The organism is Vibrio ziniensis (genome assembly GCF_011064285.1).
In the GTDB taxonomy this organism is placed as follows: Bacteria; Pseudomonadota; Gammaproteobacteria; order Enterobacterales; family Vibrionaceae; genus Vibrio; species Vibrio ziniensis.
This window is the reverse complement of sequence record NZ_CP049331.1, coordinates 1,883,261-1,905,903: the sequence shown is the minus strand read 5'-3', so window position 1 is coordinate 1,905,903 and position 22,643 is coordinate 1,883,261. Positions and strand designations below refer to the sequence as shown.

22 protein-coding genes are annotated in these 22,643 nt (G+C 40.6%); 17 read left to right on the top strand and 5 right to left on the bottom strand.

Features of this window, described 5'->3' with window-relative positions:
* Window positions 1–272 precede the first annotated feature (272 nt).
* Entirely contained in the window at window positions 273–2,048 is a 1,776-nt protein-coding gene (gene aspS, locus G5S32_RS08700) for an aspartate--tRNA ligase (protein WP_165311647.1), read from the top strand.
* Window positions 2,049–2,180: 132 nt separating this feature from the next.
* Window positions 2,181–2,759 (top strand): thymidine kinase, encoded by a 579-nt coding sequence (locus G5S32_RS08695; RefSeq protein ID WP_165311646.1) that lies wholly within the window; start codon window positions 2,181–2,183, stop codon window positions 2,757–2,759.
* Window positions 2,760–2,823: 64 nt separating this feature from the next.
* On the opposite strand, the gene G5S32_RS08690 is transcribed toward G5S32_RS08695, so the two are convergent.
* Together G5S32_RS08690 and G5S32_RS08685 are read right to left on the bottom strand one after the other, a co-directional pair.
* Window positions 2,824–3,456, bottom strand: a complete 633-nt coding sequence (locus G5S32_RS08690) for a YdcF family protein (protein WP_165311645.1) — start codon at window positions 3,454–3,456, stop codon at window positions 2,824–2,826.
* Window positions 3,449–4,279, bottom strand: a complete 831-nt coding sequence (locus tag G5S32_RS08685) for an NAD(P)H-binding protein (protein WP_165311644.1) — start codon at window positions 4,277–4,279, stop codon at window positions 3,449–3,451. The genes G5S32_RS08690 and G5S32_RS08685 overlap by 8 nt, the downstream gene beginning before the upstream one ends.
* Before the next feature lie 300 nt (window positions 4,280–4,579).
* Between G5S32_RS08685 and G5S32_RS08680 the strand changes: the two genes are divergently transcribed.
* The 4 genes from G5S32_RS08680 (at window position 4,580) to citC (ending at window position 8,991) form a co-directional block, all read left to right on the top strand.
* On the top strand, window positions 4,580–5,572 hold the full coding sequence (locus tag G5S32_RS08680; RefSeq protein WP_165311643.1) for a Bug family tripartite tricarboxylate transporter substrate binding protein: 993 nt from the start codon (window positions 4,580–4,582) through the stop codon (window positions 5,570–5,572).
* A gap of 87 nt (window positions 5,573–5,659) precedes the next feature.
* Entirely contained in the window at window positions 5,660–6,154 is a 495-nt protein-coding gene (locus G5S32_RS08675; protein WP_165311642.1) for a tripartite tricarboxylate transporter TctB family protein, read from the top strand.
* An 11-nt stretch (window positions 6,155–6,165) separates the two neighbouring features.
* Window positions 6,166–7,671 (top strand): tripartite tricarboxylate transporter permease, encoded by a 1,506-nt coding sequence (locus G5S32_RS08670; RefSeq protein WP_165311641.1) that lies wholly within the window; start codon window positions 6,166–6,168, stop codon window positions 7,669–7,671.
* A 225-nt stretch (window positions 7,672–7,896) separates the two neighbouring features.
* Entirely contained in the window at window positions 7,897–8,991 is a 1,095-nt protein-coding gene (citC, locus tag G5S32_RS08665; RefSeq protein ID WP_165311640.1) for a [citrate (pro-3S)-lyase] ligase, read from the top strand.
* A gap of 88 nt (window positions 8,992–9,079) precedes the next feature.
* On the opposite strand, the gene citX (G5S32_RS08660) is transcribed toward citC, so the two are convergent.
* Window positions 9,080–9,580, bottom strand: a complete 501-nt coding sequence (gene citX, locus G5S32_RS08660) for a citrate lyase holo-[acyl-carrier protein] synthase (protein ID WP_165311639.1) — start codon at window positions 9,578–9,580, stop codon at window positions 9,080–9,082.
* Window positions 9,581–9,882: 302 nt separating this feature from the next.
* Here citX (G5S32_RS08660) and G5S32_RS08655 point away from each other — a divergent pair, with 302 nt between their 5' ends.
* The 10 genes from G5S32_RS08655 (at window position 9,883) to citG (ending at window position 20,129) form a co-directional block, all read left to right on the top strand.
* Window positions 9,883–10,143 (top strand): OadG family protein, encoded by a 261-nt coding sequence (locus G5S32_RS08655; protein ID WP_165311638.1) that lies wholly within the window; start codon window positions 9,883–9,885, stop codon window positions 10,141–10,143.
* A gap of 17 nt (window positions 10,144–10,160) precedes the next feature.
* On the top strand, window positions 10,161–11,948 hold the full coding sequence (gene oadA / locus G5S32_RS08650; protein WP_165311637.1) for a sodium-extruding oxaloacetate decarboxylase subunit alpha: 1,788 nt from the start codon (window positions 10,161–10,163) through the stop codon (window positions 11,946–11,948).
* A gap of 9 nt (window positions 11,949–11,957) precedes the next feature.
* A complete protein-coding gene (locus G5S32_RS08645) occupies window positions 11,958–13,259 on the top strand; it encodes a sodium ion-translocating decarboxylase subunit beta (protein ID WP_165311636.1) in 1,302 nt (433 codons plus the stop codon).
* 167 nt (window positions 13,260–13,426) lie between these two features.
* A complete protein-coding gene (locus tag G5S32_RS08640) occupies window positions 13,427–15,046 on the top strand; it encodes an ATP-binding protein (RefSeq protein WP_165311635.1) in 1,620 nt (539 codons plus the stop codon).
* A complete protein-coding gene (locus tag G5S32_RS08635; protein WP_207621624.1) occupies window positions 15,043–15,735 on the top strand; it encodes a response regulator in 693 nt (230 codons plus the stop codon). Before G5S32_RS08640 ends, G5S32_RS08635 begins: the two co-directional genes overlap by 4 nt.
* A 242-nt stretch (window positions 15,736–15,977) precedes the next feature.
* Window positions 15,978–16,274 (top strand): citrate lyase acyl carrier protein, encoded by a 297-nt coding sequence (gene citD / locus G5S32_RS08630; protein WP_165311633.1) that lies wholly within the window; start codon window positions 15,978–15,980, stop codon window positions 16,272–16,274.
* On the top strand, window positions 16,271–17,146 hold the full coding sequence (gene citE / locus G5S32_RS08625) for a citrate (pro-3S)-lyase subunit beta (RefSeq protein WP_165311632.1): 876 nt from the start codon (window positions 16,271–16,273) through the stop codon (window positions 17,144–17,146). Before citD ends, citE begins: the two co-directional genes overlap by 4 nt.
* A gap of 72 nt (window positions 17,147–17,218) precedes the next feature.
* Window positions 17,219–18,688: a citrate lyase subunit alpha gene (citF, locus tag G5S32_RS08620; RefSeq protein ID WP_165312756.1), complete on the top strand. Its 1,470-nt coding sequence runs from the start codon at window positions 17,219–17,221 to the stop codon at window positions 18,686–18,688.
* Window positions 18,689–18,691: 3 nt separating this feature from the next.
* Complete coding sequence (citX, locus tag G5S32_RS08615; protein WP_165311631.1) at window positions 18,692–19,210, top strand: citrate lyase holo-[acyl-carrier protein] synthase; 519 nt, start codon at window positions 18,692–18,694, stop codon at window positions 19,208–19,210.
* A complete protein-coding gene (gene citG / locus G5S32_RS08610) occupies window positions 19,197–20,129 on the top strand; it encodes a triphosphoribosyl-dephospho-CoA synthase CitG (protein ID WP_165311630.1) in 933 nt (310 codons plus the stop codon). Before citX (G5S32_RS08615) ends, citG begins: the two co-directional genes overlap by 14 nt.
* Before the next feature lie 78 nt (window positions 20,130–20,207).
* Here the strand turns inward: citG and G5S32_RS08605 are convergent, their stop codons facing one another.
* Window positions 20,208–20,486, bottom strand: coding sequence for a hypothetical protein (locus G5S32_RS08605; protein ID WP_165311629.1), 279 nt, complete (start codon window positions 20,484–20,486; stop codon window positions 20,208–20,210).
* Between the two features lie 634 nt (window positions 20,487–21,120).
* Complete coding sequence (locus G5S32_RS08600; RefSeq protein ID WP_165311628.1) at window positions 21,121–21,354, bottom strand: TIGR02647 family protein; 234 nt, start codon at window positions 21,352–21,354, stop codon at window positions 21,121–21,123.
* 339 nt (window positions 21,355–21,693) lie between these two features.
* Here G5S32_RS08600 and focA point away from each other — a divergent pair, with 339 nt between their 5' ends.
* Window positions 21,694–22,536 carry a formate transporter FocA gene (gene focA, locus G5S32_RS08595; RefSeq protein WP_165312755.1) on the top strand — a complete coding sequence of 281 codons (843 nt, stop codon included), beginning with the start codon at window positions 21,694–21,696 and terminating at the stop codon, window positions 22,534–22,536.
* Window positions 22,537–22,643 lie beyond the last annotated feature (107 nt).

The window sequence follows — 22,643 nt, the reverse complement described above, 5'->3', positions numbered from 1 at the left end:
ATACTTTAGCGCTATAATCAGCGCCAATTTTTTCATCTTGCAGACACTATTTTCGCTAAAACGGCGGTTTATTGTACTAAATGTCAGCAACGATAGATAAAACACAACAAATTGTATTCTGGAAGGTCGATTTTAACTGCCTTTCAGCGTATAAATGGAACTTTTCCGCGGCAGAGTCATTTTATAAGAAACGTCGTTCTCAAGAATCACTTTTCGAGTTTGACTGTGTCGCATAGAATTTGATGACTTATATAGAGATTGGGAATTTCATTATGCGTAGCCATTATTGTGGTCACCTGAACAAGTCCCTTGCAGGACAAACTGTGGAACTGTGCGGTTGGGTTAACCGTCGTCGTGATTTAGGCGGTCTTATCTTCATTGATATGCGAGATCGTGAAGGTATCGTTCAGGTAGTTGTTGATCCGGATATGGCAGACGTTTTTGGAGTTGCAAACCAGCTTCGTAATGAATTCTGTATCAAGTTAACGGGTGAAGTTCGCGCTCGTCCAGAAAGCCAAATCAACAAAGATATGGCAACCGGTGAAGTAGAAATCTTAGCAACAGGTCTTTCTATCATTAACCGTAGTGACGTACTGCCACTAGACTTCAACCAAAAGAACTCTGAAGAACAACGTCTAAAATATCGTTACTTGGATCTACGTCGTCCAGAAATGAGTGACCGTATTAAACTGCGTGCGAAAGCATCAAGCTTTGTTCGTCGTTTCCTAGACAGCAATAACTTCCTAGATATCGAAACGCCAGTACTGACTAAAGCGACTCCAGAAGGTGCTCGTGACTACTTAGTACCAAGCCGTGTTCACAAAGGTAGCTTCTACGCTCTTCCTCAATCACCACAGCTATTCAAACAGCTGCTGATGATGTCTGGTTTTGACCGTTACTACCAAATCGTTAAGTGTTTCCGTGATGAAGACTTACGTGCTGACCGTCAACCTGAATTCACTCAGATCGATATCGAAACCTCATTCATGAGCGCAGAGCAAGTACGTGCTGTGACTGAGAAAATGATTCGTGAAATGTGGTTAGAGCTTAAAGGTGTAGATTTGGGTGAGTTCCCAATCATGCCTTACTCAGAAGCATTACGTCGTTTTGGTAGCGACAAGCCAGACCTACGTAACCCACTAGAGTTGGTTGATGTTGCTGATCTGCTTAAAGACGTAGACTTCAAAGTGTTCTCAGGTCCAGCTAACGACGAAAATGGTCGTGTTGCTGCTCTACGCGTACCTGGTGGCGCTGCACTGAGCCGTAAGCAAATCGATGAATACACTTCATTCGTAGCGATTTACGGAGCGAAAGGTTTGGCATGGATGAAAGTGAATGACCTAGCAGCAGGCGCTGAAGGTATTCAATCTCCAGTTGCGAAATTCCTAACTGAAGAGATCATTGCTTCAATCATCGAACGTACTGGTGCTCAAGCTGGTGATATCATCCTGTTCGGCGCAGACAAAGCAAACATCGTTGCTGAAGCAATTGGTGCACTACGTTTGAAAGTCGGTAAAGATCTAGAGCTAACAGATACTTCTGCATGGGCTCCACTATGGGTTATCGACTTCCCAATGTTTGAAAGCGACAGTGAAGGTAACGTTGCAGCAATGCACCACCCATTCACGTCTCCTCTAAACATGACTCCGGAAGAGTTGAAAGCAAACCCAACTTCTGCGCTATCTAACGCATATGACATGGTACTAAACGGCTACGAAGTAGGTGGTGGTTCTGTTCGTATTCACGACGCGAAAATGCAAGCAGCGGTATTCGATATCCTAGGTATTGAAGCAGCAGAGCAACAACTTAAGTTCGGCTTCTTATTGGATGCACTGAAGTTTGGAACGCCTCCACACGCAGGTCTTGCATTCGGTCTTGACCGTCTAGTCATGCTGCTATGTGGTACAGATAACATCCGTGATGTAATTGCGTTCCCTAAAACAACGGCTGCAGCGTGTTTGATGACAGATGCGCCAAGTTTGGCAAACCCTGCCGCTCTTGAAGAGCTGGCGATTGCGGTAACAGTTGCCAAACAAAAAGCAGAGTAATAACTGCGAAATCTTTAGGGTGGCTAGTTAGCCACCCTTTTTATTATTTATAGGTTAGATCAAGGCATGCAAAGTCTTCGCTTTGTATACTGCCGTGCGATTTTACGAATATTTAGATAGGAAATTTGTCCCTTGGCTCAGATGTATTTTTATTACTCTGCAATGAATGCAGGTAAGTCAACCACACTGCTGCAATCGTCTTTTAACTATCAAGAACGTGGCATGACGCCAGTGATCTTTACAGCAGCGATTGATGACCGTTATGGCATTGGCAAAGTAAGCTCTCGTATTGGATTGGAAGCTGAGGCGCACCTATTTCAAGCTGAAACAAACCTTTTTGATGTGATCAAAAGTCTCAATGAAGATGAAAAACGTCACTGCGTACTGGTTGATGAGTGCCAGTTCCTATCTAAAGAGCAGGTTTATCAGCTGACGGAAGTGGTTGATAAACTTCATATTCCAGTACTGTGCTATGGCCTGCGTACAGACTTTCTTGGTGAGTTGTTTGAAGGTAGTAAATACCTGCTTTCATGGGCGGATAAGCTGGTGGAACTGAAAACCATTTGCCACTGTGGGCGTAAAGCGAACATGGTTATCCGTACTGATGAACACGGTAACGCGATATCGGAAGGTGATCAGGTTTCTATCGGTGGTAATGATAAATACGTATCTGTCTGCCGAATGCACTACAAAGAAGCGTTAGGTAAATAGCGTTTAGCAATTGAAAAGGATGGCAGAGCCATCCTTTTTCTTATTCATAAACGACGAATCTGCATTAAGCAGCCAGAGGCTTTAATGCCAAATAGGCTTGCAGTACATCTTCAGGAATTTCCTGCTCTATTTGGAAGCCCTTAGCAGGGTAGTTCTGAATACGTTCAAAATCACCAATCAGCGCTTCAACGACAAAATCCAGCGTCAGATCTTCCGTTAAATAATCAAAGAAGCTGTTGGCTTGCGAAGTCACTTGCAAAGATTCTAACTCTTCTGGCCATTGCTGCATAAATGTTGCGTAGGCTCTTCTTTCCATATAAGGCTTTTGCACCAATAGAATTCTTTTGGCAGTGATGCCTTTTTTCTTTAGCAGTTCGTAGGTAAAGCGGACATTCTCACCACTGTTAGTAGAGCGAGGCTCTAGTAATATCGCTTCACTCGGTAAGCCGCAATCTTTAGCCACTTGGGCAAATGTTACCGCTTCGCTGCGCTCAAATAGTCCTTCAGTAAAGCGTCCATGACCGCCAGAAAAAACCAGTAGTGGTGCTAAACCTTGATGGTATAGAGATGTCGCTACTTCAGCTACGCGAGTATCGTTGCTGCCAAGAACAATGATGACATCTGCTTTGTTCAATTGATGTCCCATCTGCATGTATTGCCAAAGCGTTTCTAAATGCTGATAAATTCGTTTACTCATTGCCTTTCAAGGCCTCCAGAGTGTGAGAATAGTGAAACGTGTATCCCGCGTTCATGAGCTTGTCGCTAACAATTCGCTTGTCCGCGATATCAACAATGGGAGGGAGAGCATCGTCTAAATTTGCGGCGTTAAGAGCGGCTTGGTAGAACTCGGCTTTGCTTACTGTCGCAGGAGTAGTGGCGTTGACAATCGTATGGTCGAGATGTTCGATAGCGAAAACCGTAGCTCCGATAGCATCAGTTAAATGCAGCATGTTCGCTGGGGCTAATCGGCTCACTTGTTTAAGCTTTGAGACAAAGCGAGCAGGGTGACGATTTGGGCCTATCAAACCACTGCACCGAACGATGACGTAATTCACGCCTGAGTCTATTACAGTTTGTTCCGCCTGCAACATCCTCTTCGCATTGGCTGAGAATTCATCGTTATTTGTCGCTAACTCAAGTGATGCATGGTCTTCTGACATGTCATCAGTGCAGTCTGGATAAACGGTACTAGAACTGATCATAATGATTTTGGTGATGCCTGCTATTCGAGATTTTTCACAAAGTTCCTTCCATTGGCTTATGTACTCATCCCCTTGTCCGCGGCGAAACCCCGGAGGAAAACTTCCAACGATTGTGTCGATGTTGAATTTAGACAGTGTTTCAGAGAGATCTTGTGGCATATTGAGGTCACATATAAAACCGGATATGCCGTTCTCGGCCAATTCTAATATCCCTGCTTCAGATCTCCTGCTGGCGAAAACCGTATGCCTGAGTTCTTTTAACCGCCTCGCCAATGGTAATCCTAACCAGCCAGCTCCAATAATAGCGATTCGTTTCATTGTGTTACCTCTAATAACGACTTTAGCTAAATACTATAGTTAGTCACTCACAATTACTAATGGTTCTCTAATACATGCTTTTTGTTGCTAGATTTTGAGACAAAAAATAGCAGTGTCAGTGGAGGAGAAGATACTAAAAATCATTAACACCATTTTCAGCATTAAAGAACTAATCATAAGAGTTTTAACTCACAAATAACATTACATGTCTAATGGATAATAAATTCATCGACATCAAGCTGGTGAATAAAAAATTAGTGAGATGTTGGATAGTTTCCAATAACAATAATAGGAATTTCCATGAACATGAATCTTAAAAGTGTAATGATTGGTACCGCCCTAGCTTCTGTAACATTTATGCCGTTAAGTAACGCAGTTGCTAAAGATTACCCACCTAAAACTATGTCATTTGTTGCTCCGGCGGGTGCTGGTGGCGGTTGGGACTTAACTATTCGAACAGTGGCTAAAACTCTAAAAGATGCCAAATTAGTTGATGCCAATATGCCAATTACTAACCGACCAGGTGGCGGTGGTGCAGTAAACCTTGCATATATGCAAACTCAAGCTGGTAAAGACAATTTAATATCAGTTTACTCCCCACCAATTCTGCTTACTCATTTAACGGGAGCAAGTAAATATAGCTATCAAGATACTACACCTCTCGCTCGTTTAATTACCGACTATGCTGCTTTCGTTGTGTCTAAAGGTTCCAAATATACCTCTATCACGGAAGTAATGGAGGCACTAAAAAAAGATCCTAAGTCAGTAAAAATAGGCGGCACTTCTTCAGCTGGTAGTATGGATCATATTCAATTCCTGATGGTTGCTAAAGCTGCGGGTGTACCTAAGCTAAATGAGATTGACTATATCTCATTTCAGGATGGTGGCGCTGTTGCACAGGTATTGGGTGGTCACGTAGACCTTATTTCTACTGGTCTTGGTGACGTTGTTCAGCTAGTTAAAAGCGGTGATTTGCGTGCTTTAGCGCAAACGGCAGACAAACGTATTGGTGAAGGTGTTATTGCTGACATTCCAACAGTAAAAGAACAAGGCATTGATACAACGTTTGAAAACTGGCGTGGATTATTTGGTCCAAAAGATATGCCTGATTACGCTGTCGCATATTGGGGGACTGCACTTAAGAACATGGTTGAAACACCTGAATGGGCAGAAGCGCGTAAACGCAATGGCTGGGATAATGCGTATCAGAATGGTGAAGATTTCACTAAATTCCTAGCAAAAACAAATGACCAATATAAAGAAATTTTAGACGAAATCTTCGCAAAAAAATAATAATTGGTTCTTACAATATAAGAGGGGAATATTCCCTCTTATTCTTGATTTAAAAATAATTAAATCTAGTAATAAGGTCTTGTTCCTATGAAAAAAAATGATGTCAGTCCTAATTGGGACGCATTTACGGGATTATTCGCAATTGGTTTTGGCGTTATTTATGGATATATGTCGTATTCAATGCCTAAAGCTGCATTCGGTAATCCTATGGACCCAATCTATTTCCCTCTTGGTATATCAGTAATTTCCGTTTTAATCGGTGTTCTAATATTGGTGAAAAGTAATTTTTCAGCATCAGTTCAAGCATATAAAAACTTGATCAATGAAGATGAAACCAAGAAAAATGACCGTCGCCGTATTTTATATACCTGTATTCTTTCCGTTGGATATGCATTGGTATTTGAGCACTTAGGTTACGTTATTAGCACATTTTTATTTATGGTTGTCATGATGACAATTACCAGTGGATTCGCATCTTGGAAAAAGAGTGCCATTGTTTCTCTATTATTTTCTCTAGGTGTCTATTTCATTTTTAACACGCTATTAAGTATTAGCCTTCCACCATTACCATTCGGACAATAAGGTGAATTATTATGATGGATATTTTATCTAATTTAATGAATGGATTTGGCGTTGCTTTACAGCCTTACCATTTATTACTCGTAACCCTAGGCGGTGTATTGGGTACTATCGTGGGCATGTTACCAGGCTTAGGCCCTGCAACGGGTGTAGCTGTGTTATTGCCAATGACATTTGCTATGGGACCAACAGCTGCATTGATCACAATGACTGGTGTTTATATAGGTGCGATGTTCGGTGGCTCTCGTAGCTCAATTTTAATTAACACTCCAGGGGATGGCGCTGCTCTCGCTGCAACTTTTGACGGCTATCCTATGGCGATGAAAGGTCGAGCAGAATCGGCGTTAGCCATCTCAGCAATTGCATCACTAGTTGGCGGTACTATTGCAGCTGTTCTAATGACATTGTTGGCTGAACCTGTGGCGGGTTTTGCGTTGAAATTTGGTCCTGCTGAATACTTCTTGCTGATGGTTGCTGCATTATCTATGACGGCATCTATGTCGAAAGGAAACATGCTTAAAGGCTTCTTTTCGATGGTGATTGGTTTAGCGATTGCCACGATAGGTATTGATGCTCAGTCTGGTGTTGAACGTTTTACATTTGGCAACTTAGAGTTACAAACGGGTGTTGACTTCCTAGTTGTAATCATTGGTATCTATGCTCTGGGTGAAGTGTTTAAGAGCTTCCGTTCACTTAGTGAAGGAACCAAAAAAGCTCAAACTGAATTTAAACGCATTTGGATTAGTGGCGACGACTGGTCACGTTCAAAGTGGCCGATTTTACGTAGTGCTCCAGTAGGTTTTATCATCGGTGCGTTACCTGGCGCGGGTGGCACTATGGCGTCACTAATGTGCTACAACAATGAAAAGCAACTATCAAAAAATAGTGAGGAATTTGGTAAGGGTGCAATTGAAGGTCTAGCTGCGCCAGAATCGGCAAATAACGCTGCCTCTATCGGTGCGATGATCCCAATGTTATCACTGGGCGTTCCAGGATCAGGTACTACTGCGGTAATGATGGGTGCGCTTTTGATGTTAGGTATTCAACCTGGTCCGCTACTATTTACACAGTATCCAGAAACGGCTTGGGGACTTATTGCAAGTATGTTTGTTGCTAACATCATTCTAGCAGTAGTTAACATTCCACTGGCGGGCGCTTTGGTTCGAGTATTGGCAATTCCACCTAAGATGCTTTACCCAATTGTTTTAGGTCTGGCATTCATCGGTTGTTATGCAATTAGTAACTCTGTGATTGACTTCTATATCTTAGCTATCCTAGGTGTGGCTGGTGTTGTGATGAAGCGAGCTCATGTACCGACTGCTCCAATGATTCTTGCTTGTATCGTCGGTGGTACAATGGAGCAATCATTCCGTCAGGCATTTAGAATTTCAAACCAAGAGTTATCGATTTTCACTCAATCAACTGTAGCGCAAGTACTTATTGCTATCACTGTACTGTCTATCGCACTACCTTTGATTGGTATGCTGCGTAACCGTAAACATCATGCTCAAGTAGCTTAGTTGGTGTCGTAATAATGTAATATGAAGTCAGCTTGGAAATAACCGAGCTGACTCTTTTTGTTTATGAATGTGTTTTTTAGTGGTCGGTAAATGTTTACCTAGCGGAGAATAAATTCATAAACGCCATAAACTGTTTTAACACCGCTTTATAGATTGCTTAAGAGTCATTAAGTTATAAGTGGACTTTAAGATTTTCCGTTATCCGTTTGTTGTTGAGAGAGCGCTGTGTTTGATACATACCAATTCCAAAAGATTAACACTCAAAATAGCAGCCAAATGGAAAAGGTGCGCCAGTTTTTACTGGGAATGGGGTTAGGGATAGACGCAGATGTTGAATTTTTTGTTATCGCCACAAACTCTGAACGTATTGTCGGCTGTGCTGGATTAGCTGGTAACACACTAAAATCAATAGCAGTTTCGGCCAATTTGCATGGGCATGGACTATCTACTCGTTTACTCACTGAAGTGGTCACCCACGCTTATGATTTAGGACGCTATAACCTCTTTATCTACACAAAGCCTGATAACTACCTTATGTTTCATGATGCTGGTTTTCACTTACTTACCGCAGTTAAAGATAGGGTTATACTTTTGGAAAACAGTAAGTTAAGGCTAAAACAGTATTGTGAGCAGCTTCATAAATCATATAAGCCTGGTAATAAGATTGGCAGTATTGTTATGAATGCAAACCCATTTACAAATGGGCACCGCTATTTAGTCGAGCATGCTTCAGAGAGTTGCGACTGGGTACATCTTTTTGTGGTTAAAGAAGACCGTTCTTTTTTTTCCTATTCTGACCGCTTAAATATGATTAAAGCTGGTGTGAAAGATTTCAAGAACGTCACTGTTCATGCTGGTTCGGATTACATTATTTCAAGAGCAACTTTCCCTAGCTATTTTTTAAAAGATGAAGGTGTGATTAATTACTGTCACACTGCTGTTGATCTGCAATTATTTCGTCAATACATCGCACCAGCATTAGGAATTACACACAGGTATGTTGGTACGGAACCGATATGTAAAGTAACCCGTTTTTATAACCAACAGATGCATCAGTGGCTTTCAACACCGACTATTGACAGTCCAAAGGTGATGCTAGTTGAGCTACCTCGTTGCGAACAAGGTGATTCGCCGATATCTGCTTCGTTAGTTAGAAAACTTTTGTTTGATAATAATTGGCCAGCGATTGAGAAAATTGTTCCCGCTACAACATACGCATACTTGAATGAACTGTTTAGTGAAGATACTTCTGCATATCACGCCAAAAGAAGGCAAGCTGCCTTACGAACAGCTAAAGCTGAGCAACTTAGCTTGGGTTGATATATGTCTGCTGGGGGATAAGAACTGATGCTCATGGCAGTTCAGTTCTTAAAGGAGAGTGGATATTCTGGCCGCTGACATGCGTTAGCTAATATTGTTCAATCATCAATGTTATCTGATCTTTGATTTCTTGAATTGAATGGCGATGATTTGTTGCACAGTAGCTTGCAGGATGATCACAGAGTATGCATTTTCTTGATTCCATCTGAGTTCCGCGTCTTGAAACTGAATAACCCTGACAATCAATAATATCAATATTGATCAGGCTACCTAATGGATGGTTATTTTCAATTTTGACCATAGCCCGCTTCAAATTTGACGTGGTCACACCTCTTACAACAAAAAGTGATTCTAAGTTAGCGGCACTCTTTGCATCATCGTACTCTATGACAGTTGCATCCATTGCTGATATCGTTTTCTGGACTTCCTCTAAAGCCAATTTATAAACAAAGTTAGCGTGTTCGCTTTGGTCAAGTTCATTAAAAATGTTGGTCTTAACAACAATTAACGGTAGTTCATATTTTTTGGTTAACTGAGTCTGTCGCTTTAGGTTAAATAACGAAATTTGATGAACATCGAATAAAGACATAGTGTTTCCCATCACGAGATTTCCTCTTCAGGCCAATATTGAAATTATGCTAATTATTGAACGTCATCTTAACTGAGTGGTGAAAAGCAGATTAGTGTAAATCTTGTGTTCTTAATGTTTTAAATGAATTTATTTTTTGAATTTAAATTCTAGACATGACAATTAAATAATGGACTCATTAATTAAATTTATTTACGCCATTTAATACGTTTAATAGTGCTAATTGAATGATATGCTTCACGAAGTCTATTCCTCCAATTTCGTTAGACTAATTGAACTTTCAATATCCAAAGGTTCAAAAAATGAACGAAGGTCCAATTATTCTTGAAGGCGTTAATCTTATGTTTCTAGGCATGGGATTTGTGTTTTGTTTTTTAGCGCTTTTAGTCGCGGCCACACGTCTGCTTTCTACATTATCTATTAAGTTTTCACCGCCTGAGAAATCAGCTAATGCGTCTAAACACGTACCTGCTGTCGTCACGCAAGATGATCACTTAATCGCCGCTATTTCCGCAGTACTACACCACCATAATCAGAAAACGAATAAGCAAGTCCAAGCTTGAGGTTAGAGGAATTTAATATGTCTAAATTAGTTAAACCACTAGGTATTACTGACGTTGCATTGCGTGACGCACATCAATCACTGCTGGCAACTCGCATGCGACTAGATGATATGTTGCCCATCGCTTCTAAGCTTGATGATATTGGTTATTGGTCATTGGAATCATGGGGAGGCGCGACCTTTGACTCTTGCATTCGCTTTTTAGGTGAAGACCCTTGGGCACGTTTAAGAGAACTGAAAAAAGCCATGCCAAACACTAAGCAGCAAATGCTTCTTCGTGGGCAAAACATTTTGGGATATCGCCATTATGCTGATGATGTTGTTGATAAATTCGTAGAACGAGCTGTATTTAACGGCATGGATGTATTCCGTATCTTTGATGCGCTTAATGATACCCGCAACATGAAACGAGCTATTGAGGCGGTTAACAAACAAGGTGCACACGCACAGGGTACTATTTGTTATACAACTAGTCCTGTTCATACCATGCAGTCTTGGGTTGATGTTGCTGAACAACTACTGGAGTGCGGCGTTAGTTCTATCGCCATCAAAGATATGTCTGGCGTTATGTCTCCTTATGAAGCTTATGAACTAGTATCTAGTTTGAAAAAACTAGTGAATGTTGAGCTTCATCTTCACTGCCACTCTACAGCAGGAATGGCGGACATGACGCTACTCAAAGCGATTGAAGCTGGTGTCGATCGTGTTGATACAGCAATTTCTTCAATGAGTGGTACTTATGGTCATCCTTCGACAGAATCAATCGTTGCTGCTTTAAAGGGTACTGAGCGTGATACAGGCTTGGATATTGAGAAGCTTGAAAGTATTGCTGCTTACTTTAGAGATGTACGTAAAAAATATCATGCGTTTGAAGGTCAATTAAAAGGTTCTGATTCACGTATTCTTGTCGCTCAAGTACCAGGCGGAATGCTAACCAATATGGAAGGTCAGCTAAAACAACAGAATGCACTAGATCGAATCGATGAAGTGCTCACTGAAATCCCAAGAGTTAGAAAAGATCTTGGTTATATTCCACTTGTCACTCCAACTTCACAAATTGTGGGAACACAAGCTGTGATTAACGTGATGATGGGAGAGCGTTATAAAACAATTACTAAAGAAACTGCTGGAGTGCTAAAGGGTGAATACGGGAAAACCCCTGCACCTGTTGATCATGAACTTCAACAAAGAGTATTAGATGGTGGTGAAGTCATCACTTGTCGTCCTGCGGACCTGATTGAACCAGAAATCGATCAACTGATGGAATCTGTCATTAACCAAGCTCAGGAAAAAGGCATTGAACTGTCCGAAAACAGTATTGACGATGTGCTAACTGTCGCTTTGTTTGACCAGGTGGCGTGGAAGTTTTTGGCTAATCGTAATAATCCATCAGCTTTCGAACCACTTCCTACCATTGCAGAAATTGCTAAACCAACAAAAGCAAATACGCCTTCAGACAAAGCGATATATACCGTGAATGTCAACAATCAGGCTTATGTGGTTCAAATTAATGAAGGTGCTGATCCTGAAGTGTTGGCCGCATCGACAACTGCTCCTCAAGTGGCTGCTCAACCTGTTGCTTCTTCGGGTACAGCAGAACCTGTATCCGCACCTTTAGCGGGTAATATCTGGAAAATTCAGAAGAAAATTGGTGACATGGTAAAAGAAGGTGAAACATTGTTAATTCTGGAAGCCATGAAAATGGAAACAGAAATCAAAGCGTTCCGCGATGGAAGAGTTGAATCTATGGCTGTATCTGAAGGTGATGCGGTTCAAGTTGGCGATGAACTATTTGCATTGGCATAAGGATCGGAAATGGACAGTGTAATCGGCTTAATCAGTGATTTTGGTATTCTCCATCTTCAGTGGGGACAATTTCTAATGATTATCATTGGTATGCTCTTGCTCTACCTGGCAATAGTTAAAGGTTTTGAACCATTATTGCTAGTTCCTATTGGTCTTGGAGGAATACTTTCAAACTTACCGGATGCGAACTTAGCAATTAATGCTGTGGATGCTGCAATTCATGCGGGGAAAGCCGAAGTAATGCAGGCATTCTCACAAGTATTGAATATTGTTGAAACTACTCCAGTAGCCATCAAGCAAGCGATTCAACTAGCAACGCCTGAGCAAAAAATGTATTTGAATTTGCTCGCAGAACAATATCAATACTCTGACGGGATGTTATATACCTTCTACCATGTGGCTATTGCTTCTGGTGTCGGCCCGCTAGTGATATTTATGGGGGTGGGGGCAATGACTGATTTTGGTCCATTGCTTGCTAATCCAAAAACCTTGTTACTTGGCGCAGCGGCTCAATTCGGAATTTTTGCCACAGTATTGGGGGCGCTTGGCTTGAGTCAACTGGGAATCATGGATTTCACTGTATCCCAAGCTGCAGCAATTGGCATCATTGGTGGAGCTGATGGCCCGACCGCAATTTACGTATCAAGCATGTTAGCTCCAGAATTATTGGGGGCAATTGCTGTCGCTGCGTACTCTTATATGGCGCTAGTCCCAATGATCCAGCCTCCTATAATGCGTGCACTAACGACAGAGGCAGAACGTAAAATTGAAATGAGACAACTGCGGAAAATCGGCAAAATCGAAAAAATATGTTTTCCATTAATGTTGCTGGTACTTATTGCAATGCTTTTGCCTTCTGCAACACCACTGATGGGTATGTTTTGTTTTGGTAACTTGATGCGTGAATGTGGCGTTGTTGAGCGTCTTTCTGACACAGCCCAAAACGCCTTAATCAACATTGTTACCATCTTTCTAGGACTATCTGTTGGTTCAAAGCTCATGGCAGATAAGTTCTTACAACCCCAGACGCTTGGCATTTTGGCATTGGGTATCGTTGCGTTTTGTGTGGGTACAGCAGCTGGTTTACTGATGGCAAAATTGATGAACAGGGTATGCGTAGAAAAAGTGAACCCACTCATTGGTTCTGCAGGTGTGTCAGCTGTACCGATGGCTGCAAGGGTTTCCAACAAACTTGGTTTAGAAGCAAACTCTCAAAACTTTTTGCTTATGCATGCTATGGGGCCGAATGTCGCTGGCGTTATTGGATCAGCGGTTGCTGCAGGTGTAATGATCAAATATGTGCTTGGTTAAAAATTGGTACAAGTGATCGCAAAGAGGGGGAGACACAGTTCTCCCTTTCTGCGTTTTAGTCGTCCTTTGATACACCTAACTATCTTCGTTTATGAAACAAGCTAACATCCGTTTCAGTTTCGAGCGTCGTCAGAGTTCACGTAACTCAGTAATAAGGAAATAACTATATGAATATGGTGGAAAAGATGAAAACAGGTGCTTCTTTTCGCGTCAAAGTTTTTCTGCTCATTTTTGCTCTAATGAGTCTTCAGATGATATTCATGGGGGTGAATTTTCACCAATCCTTACTCGATACACTTGAGCATCAAGTCGGAACGCGTGCTTTAGTTCAAGCCAAAGAAATCGCTAGTGATCCCAATCTAATTCAAGAGGTTAGGATTAAAAATATACCGGCGATAGAGCGCATTATTAATCGATTAACCAAGATATCGGACGCGAGTTTTATTGTTATTGGCGACAATGATGGTACAAGGTTATCGCACCCCAATAAAGAAAATATCGGACTACCAATGCAGGGTGGAGATAATGCAGGGGCATTAGAAAGAGGCGAGTCCTATATTTCTATTAGCAAAGGGACTTTGGGTTATGGTGTTAGAGGCAAAAGCGCGATTGTTGATTTCGATGGAGAAATCATCGGTGTGGTCTCAGTTGGATATTTGTTTAATCGATTTGATGAGTGGTTGGTATTCTATGCAAAGCCTGTTTCTTATGAGTTTCTAGCTATTTTATTTTTGACACTGATCGGCGCTTGGCTGTTTTCCAGTCATATTAAAAAGAAAATGAATGGCATGGAGCCTTCTGAGATTGCTTTAGCACTATACTTACAACGCTCTATTCTACAATCTGTGTATGAAGGTATTATTGCCATCGATAAAAGTGGCAAAATCCTTGCTGTAAATAAAAGTGCGATTGACTTATTAGGTACAGATAAAAAAGTTTCTGAAATAAAGAATAGAAGCATATTGGAATATTTAAACCATACACAATTCTTTTTTCAGACTCCATATGAAGAAAATATTAAAGATGAAATAGTATCTATTAATGGTAAAACATTGATTGCTAATAGAGTTGCTATATTTGATAGGGAAATGTTGATTGGTTGGGTGATCAGTTTTAGGCATAAAAATGATATTAACTCGTTAACAGCTGAATTGACTCAAATCAAACAATATACAGATAATTTAAGAGTAATGCGGCATGAGCATGCTAACAAATTATCAACAATTTCAGGGTTAATAGAAATTGGTGAATATGATTCCGCTCTATCTTTAATCAATAATGAAAATATTAAGAAACAGCAACTAATTGATTTCATTCGTTCTAGAATAATATGCAAACAAGTCGCTGGAATATTACTAGGAAAATATTCTCGATCTCAAGAACTGGGACTTCAGTTACAGTTTGATCCTACTTGTCAGTTATATAATCTTCCGGACAATATTGATGATGATGAATTGTCTGCGATTATAGGTAACTTAATAGATAATGCATTTGAAGCGACTCTTAAAAATCCAGATAGCGACAAAGTTATAACATTACTTATTACAGATGCAGGTAAAGAATTAGTTATTGAAATTGGAGATAATGGTTGCGGTATTGATCCAGAAATCGCTGGAACCATTTTTAACCGAGGTGTAACAAGTAAAAATGACGATAAAGGTCATGGCATTGGTTTGTATTTGATTAACCGTTATGTGACTAATGCCGGTGGCGTCATCTTGGTTGATAACGCAGAGCCTAAGGGCACAATTTTTTCTATTTTTATTCCTAAGAACGGTAACAGATAATGGACTCTATAGATGTTTTAATCGTAGAAGATGAAGTTGGAATTGCTGAATTACATGCTCAGTTTTTAAGGCAGATGATGCGTTTTAGGCCTGTCGGTATCGCCAATAATATTAGCATGGCTAAAACAATGCTTAAGGTCAATAAACCCCATTTGATTATATTAGACAACTTTCTACCTGACGGATTAGGCATTGATCTATTAAGAAGTATTGTAGCTGATAAATCCGATTCAAAGCCCGATGTTATATTGATTACAGCATCAAGTGAAATGGAAACGGTAAAGGAAGCTATGCATTGTGGATGTTTTGATTATTTATTGAAACCTGTGTCATATGTTAGGTTAAAAGATACACTAAATAGGTATGTTCAATATCATAGTGCTATTAACGCCTATGATAATATTAGCCAGCGTCACGTTGACGATCTTTTTAATATTCAGGCTAGGGAAAAGTCGGCTAATACCTTGCCGAAAGGTATTGGCGAGCTGACTTTAGATAAAATCAAACAAACATTTATTGATAATACAGGGATTAAATATACTGCTGAACGACTTGGTGAACAGGTTGGGATTAGTAAAACAACGGCTAGACGTTATTTAGAATATTGTTCAGCGAATGGTTTTTTGGAAGCTGAAAATGAACATGGCAGAGTAGGTCGTCCAGAACGAGTTTACGTGAAATTAAACTAGTGACTTCTTAATCATAAAAAACGGCTAAAGATATCTTTAGCCGTTTTTTATTGTTTTATATCAAACAATTTAATTTAAACCATTTAAGTCATTAATGGTTTTTAGCTTGCAACTAAACATGATTAGCATCGCCAAAAACATGGCAGATAATAAAGAAAATAGGCGTTAGATATTTGGTCGTGATCCTTCACTACCAAAATTTAATTTTCTGCTATCCGAAATGGGGTTCATGAGGTGCATACATGATAATTAGTCAGCGATCATACGCTGGAACATTGGAGTCTAGCGACTTATTAGTCGAAATTTTTCCTACAGCAACAAATAGTCTAGATATAGAAATTACCAGTTCCGTTGAAAAACAATTTGGAGAGCTAATACGAAAAACGGCTATCAGTACTTTGGCTGATATGGGTGTAGTGTCTGCATTGGTCAAAATCAATGATAAAGGTGCTCTTGATTGTGTAATCAAAGCAAGAGTTCAGGCCGCGGTGATTCGAGCTACTGCAGCTAACGATATTGTGTGGGGGAATCTAAAATGAGCAAGTTACGCAGAAGTATGCTGTTTGTCCCTGGCTCAAATGCCGCAATGCTGAGCAACTCATTTATCTATAAGCCTGATGCCATCATGTTTGATTTGGAAGACTCAGTATCAATTCGTGAAAAAGATACTGCGAGGATGCTTGTCTTCAATGCTCTCCAACATCCAATGTATCAAAACATTGAAACCATCGTTCGAGTTAACGGCTTGGATACGGATTTTGGCGTACTTGATGTCAAAGCTGTTGTAAAAGCAGGCGTGAATGCCGTTCGGTTAGCTAAAACGGACAGCGCTCAAGATGTTCACAACATGGAAGCTCTGATTGCTGAGTCAGAGAAAGAATTTGGTCGCGAGGTAGGCAGTACAAAAATGCTTGCCGCCATCGAATCGGCTATGGGAATCAATAATGCCGTGGAAATCGCAAAAGCATCAAAGCGTTTGATTGGCATTGCTCTGGGCGCAGAAGATTATGTCCGTGATCTGAGAACTCAACGCACTGCAGAAGGCGTTGAACTGTTATTTGCTCGATGTTCAATTCTTCAGGCTGCAAGAGCGGCTGGAATAATGGCGTTTGATACTGTCTATTCTGATGCCAACAACGAGCAAGGCTTTATTCATGAGGCTGAACACATCAAATCACTCGGTTTTGATGGGAAGTCATTAATAAACCCTCGTCAAATTGAAATCATTCATAACATTTTTGCTCCTTCTCAGAAGGAAGTTGATTACGCGAATGCGGTTATCGAAGTCGCTGCGGAAGCTGAAGCCCAAGGTTCTGGTGTTGTGTCACTAAACGGGAAAATGGTTGACGCACCAATTATAGAACGTGCTCGATGGACTTTAAAACGTGCGCAATCAGGAATCAGACAGTAAGGCAAAATGATGACAACTATAACTAATGCAATTAACCGTGAAATAGAAATTGATCTAGAGAATCATCCCCAAATGACCTGGTTCTCTGGCGCTCATCAACTGACTTCTTATCTTCTAAACCGAGAAACAAAAAGAAGTCGCAAGCTTTTTGAAACATTAGAGGAAGCGATTATAAATGTTGGTCTTGTAGACGGCATGACCATCTCTTTTCATCACTCATTCCGAGGCGGAGATAAGACAATCAACATGGTGATGAGTGTCATTGCTTCAATGGGTTATAAAAATCTTACCCTAGCATCAAGTTCTCTATCTGACGTTCATGCTCCTATCGTAGAACATATTAAGAATGGAGTAGTGAGCCAAATCTATACCTCTGGTATGCGCGGCCAATTAGCTGAGGAAATCTCTCGCGGTTTATTAAAAGAACCTGTTCATATTCATTCTCATGGCGGCCGAGTCCACCTAGTTCAAAGTGGTGAACTTAACATCGATGTAGCGTTTATTGGTGTATCGAGCTGTGATGAGTTTGGTAATGCCAACGCAGTGAAAGGACAGTCTCGATGTGGTTCTTTGGGGTATGCACAAATTGATGCGCAATACGCTCGCAAAACCGTCGTACTTACAGAGTCTATTGTCGCTTTTCCTAACAGTCCTGCATCCATTGCCCAAGACCAGGTTGATGCAATCGTCAGGGTCGCTGAGGTTGGAGATCCTTCTAAGATTGGCGGTGATGCGACTCGTATGACAACAAATCCACGAGAACTACTGATCGCAAGAAAAGCAGCAGATGTTATTGAGCACTCTGGCTATTTCAAAGACGGTTTTAATCTTCAGACTGGTTCAGGTGGTGCTTCGTTGGCTGTTACCCGTTTTCTAGAAGATAAAATGGTCAAACGTAACATTGCAGCCAATTTCGGTTTGGGTGGCATAACTGCCACTATGGTTGCTTTGCACGAAAAAGGACTCATTAAAACACTACTAGATGTTCAATCTTTTGATTCTATTGCCGCAGACTCATTAGCAAGAAACCCCAACCATATTGAAATTTCAGCAAACCAATATGCTAACCCCTCTTCTAAAGGCGCAATGGTAGACCGTTTGGATGTCGTTGTTCTTAGTGCACTAGAAATTGATACGGACTTCAACGTAAACGTAATTACGGGTTCTGATGGTGTAATTAGAGGCGCTTCTGGCGGTCATAGTGATACTGCTGCTGCAGCTAATTTGACCATCGTTGTGGCGCCTCTGGTTCGTGGACGAATTCCAACCGTTGTGAAATCTGTTCTTAACGTGGTAACTCCTGGGACACAAATTGACGTTTTAGTTACAGATCATGGAATTGCCATTAACCCAAACAGAAGCGAGATTAAGTCTCGGCTTACTGAAGCAGGTATTGAATCTATGGATATCCACCAGTTACAACAATGTGCAGAGTCGTTGACTGGAATACCAAAGCCGATTGAGTACCTAGACAACATTGTCGCCTACATTCGATACCGCGATGGCTCTGTTATCGACGTTATTCGTCAGGTTAAGGAGTAGATTGTGTATCGTGGGCCAGCCGTAACGTTAGAGCAGGTCTTAGATAATCGAGAAGTTCGAGCAGTGCGCCAAAGAGAATGGGTAGTAACCCATTCTCTGCCTATCGTAAGCTTTACGATTAATATGCCTGGCAGCGTAAAACTAAATCAAATATCTAAGATTGGATTTGAGGTAGGTCAGCGAGAAATTCAGCTGATTTGTATTCAAGCCGGCTGTTCGATCGTATCACAAGCGTTTATCAACGACTGCGGATGTGAATCAATCACTGCGGTCGAAGGCATATCTCCAGAGCGCTTAAAGCGCATGATGATAGAGCTGGAAGACAAACATCCTTTAGGTCGCTTGTTCGACATCGATGTTTTCAATTCCCAAGGTTTAGCTTTATCTCGGGACCAACTTGGTTTTCCAAGAAGACATTGTTTTATATGCGGTAGGGATGCAAAAATCTGTGCTCGAAATCGAGTCCATCCTTTGCCTGCTCTTATCGACAAGCTGAGCGAGATGATTGATGAATACCACTAATTCTTTACGTTGGCTTTTGGACGATTGTTGCTTATATCAGAAAACTGAGGTGGGTACTTTTGAACTCAATATCTGTGAATTGGTTGGTAACTTAGCATATCACTCAATGATGTTGGAAGTTCACTTGACCCCTAAACCAGGTTTGGTTGACTGTCTTTCTAACGGGGCACATAGCGATATGAATATCGATACGTTCATTGCCAGTGCTAATATCTTACGCCCATATATGTTGATGTTTGTTAAATCAGGACTTGAACAGTATCTCTGTACGCCCTCGAGTATACTTCCTAACTTAAGAAAGATTGGTATAGAAGCTGAGAGAGCGATGTTTTCAGCAACTGGAGGTGTTAATACTCATAAAGGCATGATTTTTACACTTGGCTTAATCTGTGGGGCTGTGGGGTGGTTATACAAAAGAGAATCTAATTTTGAATCTTATAGAATTCAGAGTGTTATACAAGAGTGCTGTGCTCATTTAGTTGAAGAAGAGCTGCATAACTCAAATAAGATCCCAGTCACTGCTGGCGAGAAGATATTTCGACGTTATGGATTAACAGGTATAAGAGGGGAAGCTGCCAAGGGGTACCCTATCATTTTTGATTGTGCATTACCTACTTTTGAACAATCTATTTATCAAGGCCTCTCTGAAGAACAGGCAATGTTTAAAACATTGCTCACTATAATGGCGTGCAATGACGATTCGAATTTGGTAAATCGAGGCGGTTTGAATGGGCTTAATTACGTGAAATCATATTCGAAATCACTTATACAAAGCTGCCAAGTTCATGATGATGATTTTGAGCAGCGAATGCAGGATTACGATAAAGTACTGATTGATATGAATCTAAGCCCAGGTGGAAGCGCAGACCTACTTGCCGCAACTTGGCTTATTTCCCAATTAAACCTCTTAAGTCGATGACCGTATCTAACGCTTAGGTACGAAAAAAGGCAATGGAAAAAATCTACCATTGCCTACCAACAAATCCCTACAATCAAATCAGTTTTGATCAAATCCTGTTGGAATAACTTGAATATCATTTTCCAGCTCAATTGGATTGTGGAAATTTTCATAGTGATGCTGGCAAAGGGGTATCTGAAATATATTTTCACTTTGGTCGTTAGGGCAGTCGGCGTTTTTGCTTTTAACCATGACTTGCCTTGTATATTTATTGGTGCAGTTTACTTCCGCACAGAAAGTGTTTTTTAATTTGGTGTGTGAATTAGAAAGTTTGCTGACAGTTTTCGATTCGCTTTCTAATAGGTTATTTACAAGCATATTGTAATCCTTAGGAATACTTCATTTATTGGATATGAGAGTCAGAGCTATAAGGTGAAACCGATTGGGACAAGCTCAACATTATCTAGGATTTCGAATTGACTACATTCGTTGTTACTATGCTCCTTACAGAGTGGGATTACATAGATAGAGTCTTCATCTTCCTTGGGATTAGCAACAAAGATCGCTTGGTCGTGGACCTTTGAACAATGGGGTACAGAACATTTGTTATTGCTGCTTTGGCTAAAGTACTTCCAATATGACAACCAATTTTCCTTTGCTTTTGGGGTTATAAATTCTTCTGATAACCGAGAAACTAACATGATTTTATCCTCTAGGACTAAGAATCTGTATTTGGTTATTAAACTGATTATTCGGAATTCAGTTTTTAATTAAATTCATAAATTTTTGTGGTTTTAAAAGAATATTTAAAATTTTATGGCGGTAATTTTATTTGGATGATTTTAAAGAATGCTCTAAGTGACAGCATGTGTATCCAAGAACTTTCAGATATAGAAAACGTTATCATCGTGTATATCTAGTTATTTACGGCTGTACTTTTTCTGATGGGGTGTACGAACAACGGTGAAAAAGAAAGAGCGCTAATAGCGCTCTTTCTTTTTTTCTAGGGTGACTATACCGTTAACACTCTTAATATACGGTCAGCTTTTTCAGCCATTTCGATGCCTTCATTGGTGAGATAGCCGCCATCAGGAAGAGTGCATAGGCCTTTTTCGTGTAGTCGTTTTGCTGCTGACTGCATTGCTTCACCCGCTTCGCTATGAACTTTTATGCCAGTAGCAGCGCTGCTGATATCAAATTGAACAAGGAGGTTTAATTCATCTAAGTGTTGTTGGGAAAATTTCATGACACACCCTTATTACTCGTTAAGTTAATTTCACAATAGGCGCAGCGCTACAAAGACGCAATGACCGAAAAACAGAAGTGTTACCTAGAACCAATATGGGCGTTTTTTATGCGTGACAAAACCGTCGCAACCTTTGCTGTATAAGGCTTTGGTAAATTACTTATCGTTATTAAAAGGTGGGTTCTTATTATCAATCTGTATTAAATTTGTTGCTCAAGTAGATCGAATTGGTCTCAGAATAAACATTTTTGGTGAACATGAAAATAGACCTTGAATAATCGTTAATTTGGAGCGATTATCGCGCACTCTCTTTGTATCAATGTGTAAATCTTAATCATGATGGAACATAGTCAATTCGATTCTTTGCTTCCTCCTCAAATGGCTGAACGTGCAGCCGAAACAGGGGTAGGTAAAGCAACCAAAGCCGCATACAAATCTTTTCTTTTAGCCATTTCTGCGGGTATTCATATTGGTATTGCATTTGTGTTTTATACCGTAGTGACCACAGGGGCTCATGATTTACCTTATGGCGTAACGAAGCTTTTAGGCGGCATTGCGTTTAGTTTAGGTCTTATTCTTGTGGTTATTACCGGTGGTGAGTTATTTACCAGTACAGTGCTTACTTTGGTTGCTAAAGCGAGTGGAAAAATATCTTGGCAGCAGCTTGTGAAAAACTGGATGGTTGTTTATCTGGGTAACCTTGCTGGCTCGTTTTTATTAGTTGCCATCATGCTATCAACACGGCAATACATGGAAGATGGTGGTCAGCTAGGGCTTAATGCAATGGCTATTTCACAACATAAACTCCACCATACTTTTCTTCAGGCATTCTCTTTGGGGTTGATGTGTAACATTTTGGTGTGCTTAGCGGTATGGATGACGTTCAGTGCTCGCTCATTGACAGATAAAGTGATGGTGTTGGTGTTACCTGTCGCTATGTTTGTGTCTTCTGGCTTTGAACACTGTATTGCGAACATGTTCCAAGTGCCTATGGCAATCGGTATCAAGATTTTTGCGCCTGAAGCTTTTTGGCAGATGACTGGGGCAAATATTGCTGACTATGCAGATCTCAACATGATGGAATTCATCGTAAACAACTTAATCCCAGTAACTTTAGGTAACATTGTCGGCGGTGGGGTCTTTGTTGGTATGTGGTATTGGTTGATTTATCTAAAAGACTAAGTTGTCTTACATACAAATACAGTTATCTCAATAAGAAAAGCGGCGAAAATGCCGCTTTTTTTGTAATTCCCAATTAAAGCCTTTGTTGCGCAACTTAAGTGGATATT

Bases quoted from the DNA above. Each gene is read 5' to 3' on its own strand.
- focA (WP_165312755.1), top strand. From the start codon at position 21,694: ATGGAACATAGTCAATTCGATTCTTTGCTTCCTCCTCAAATGGCTGAA.
- G5S32_RS08645 (WP_165311636.1), top strand. From the start codon at position 11,958: ATGGACAGTGTAATCGGCTTAATCAGTGATTTTGGTATTCTCCATCTT.
- G5S32_RS08670 (WP_165311641.1), top strand. From the start codon at position 6,166: ATGATGGATATTTTATCTAATTTAATGAATGGATTTGGCGTTGCTTTA.
- citG (WP_165311630.1), top strand. From the start codon at position 19,197: ATGAATACCACTAATTCTTTACGTTGGCTTTTGGACGATTGTTGCTTA.
- oadA (WP_165311637.1), top strand. From the start codon at position 10,161: ATGTCTAAATTAGTTAAACCACTAGGTATTACTGACGTTGCATTGCGT.
- G5S32_RS08680 (WP_165311643.1), top strand. From the start codon at position 4,580: ATGAACATGAATCTTAAAAGTGTAATGATTGGTACCGCCCTAGCTTCT.
- aspS (WP_165311647.1), top strand. From the start codon at position 273: ATGCGTAGCCATTATTGTGGTCACCTGAACAAGTCCCTTGCAGGACAA.
- G5S32_RS08655 (WP_165311638.1), top strand. From the start codon at position 9,883: ATGAACGAAGGTCCAATTATTCTTGAAGGCGTTAATCTTATGTTTCTA.
- G5S32_RS08600 (WP_165311628.1), bottom strand. From the start codon at position 21,354: ATGAAATTTTCCCAACAACACTTAGATGAATTAAACCTCCTTGTTCAA.
- citE (WP_165311632.1), top strand. From the start codon at position 16,271: ATGAGCAAGTTACGCAGAAGTATGCTGTTTGTCCCTGGCTCAAATGCC.
- G5S32_RS08685 (WP_165311644.1), bottom strand. From the start codon at position 4,279: ATGAAACGAATCGCTATTATTGGAGCTGGCTGGTTAGGATTACCATTG.
- G5S32_RS08675 (WP_165311642.1), top strand. From the start codon at position 5,660: ATGAAAAAAAATGATGTCAGTCCTAATTGGGACGCATTTACGGGATTA.
- G5S32_RS08640 (WP_165311635.1), top strand. From the start codon at position 13,427: ATGAATATGGTGGAAAAGATGAAAACAGGTGCTTCTTTTCGCGTCAAA.
- citF (WP_165312756.1), top strand. From the start codon at position 17,219: ATGACCTGGTTCTCTGGCGCTCATCAACTGACTTCTTATCTTCTAAAC.
- G5S32_RS08605 (WP_165311629.1), bottom strand. From the start codon at position 20,486: ATGCTTGTAAATAACCTATTAGAAAGCGAATCGAAAACTGTCAGCAAA.
- citX (WP_165311639.1), bottom strand. From the start codon at position 9,580: ATGTCTTTATTCGATGTTCATCAAATTTCGTTATTTAACCTAAAGCGA.
- G5S32_RS08690 (WP_165311645.1), bottom strand. From the start codon at position 3,456: ATGAGTAAACGAATTTATCAGCATTTAGAAACGCTTTGGCAATACATG.
- citD (WP_165311633.1), top strand. From the start codon at position 15,978: ATGATAATTAGTCAGCGATCATACGCTGGAACATTGGAGTCTAGCGAC.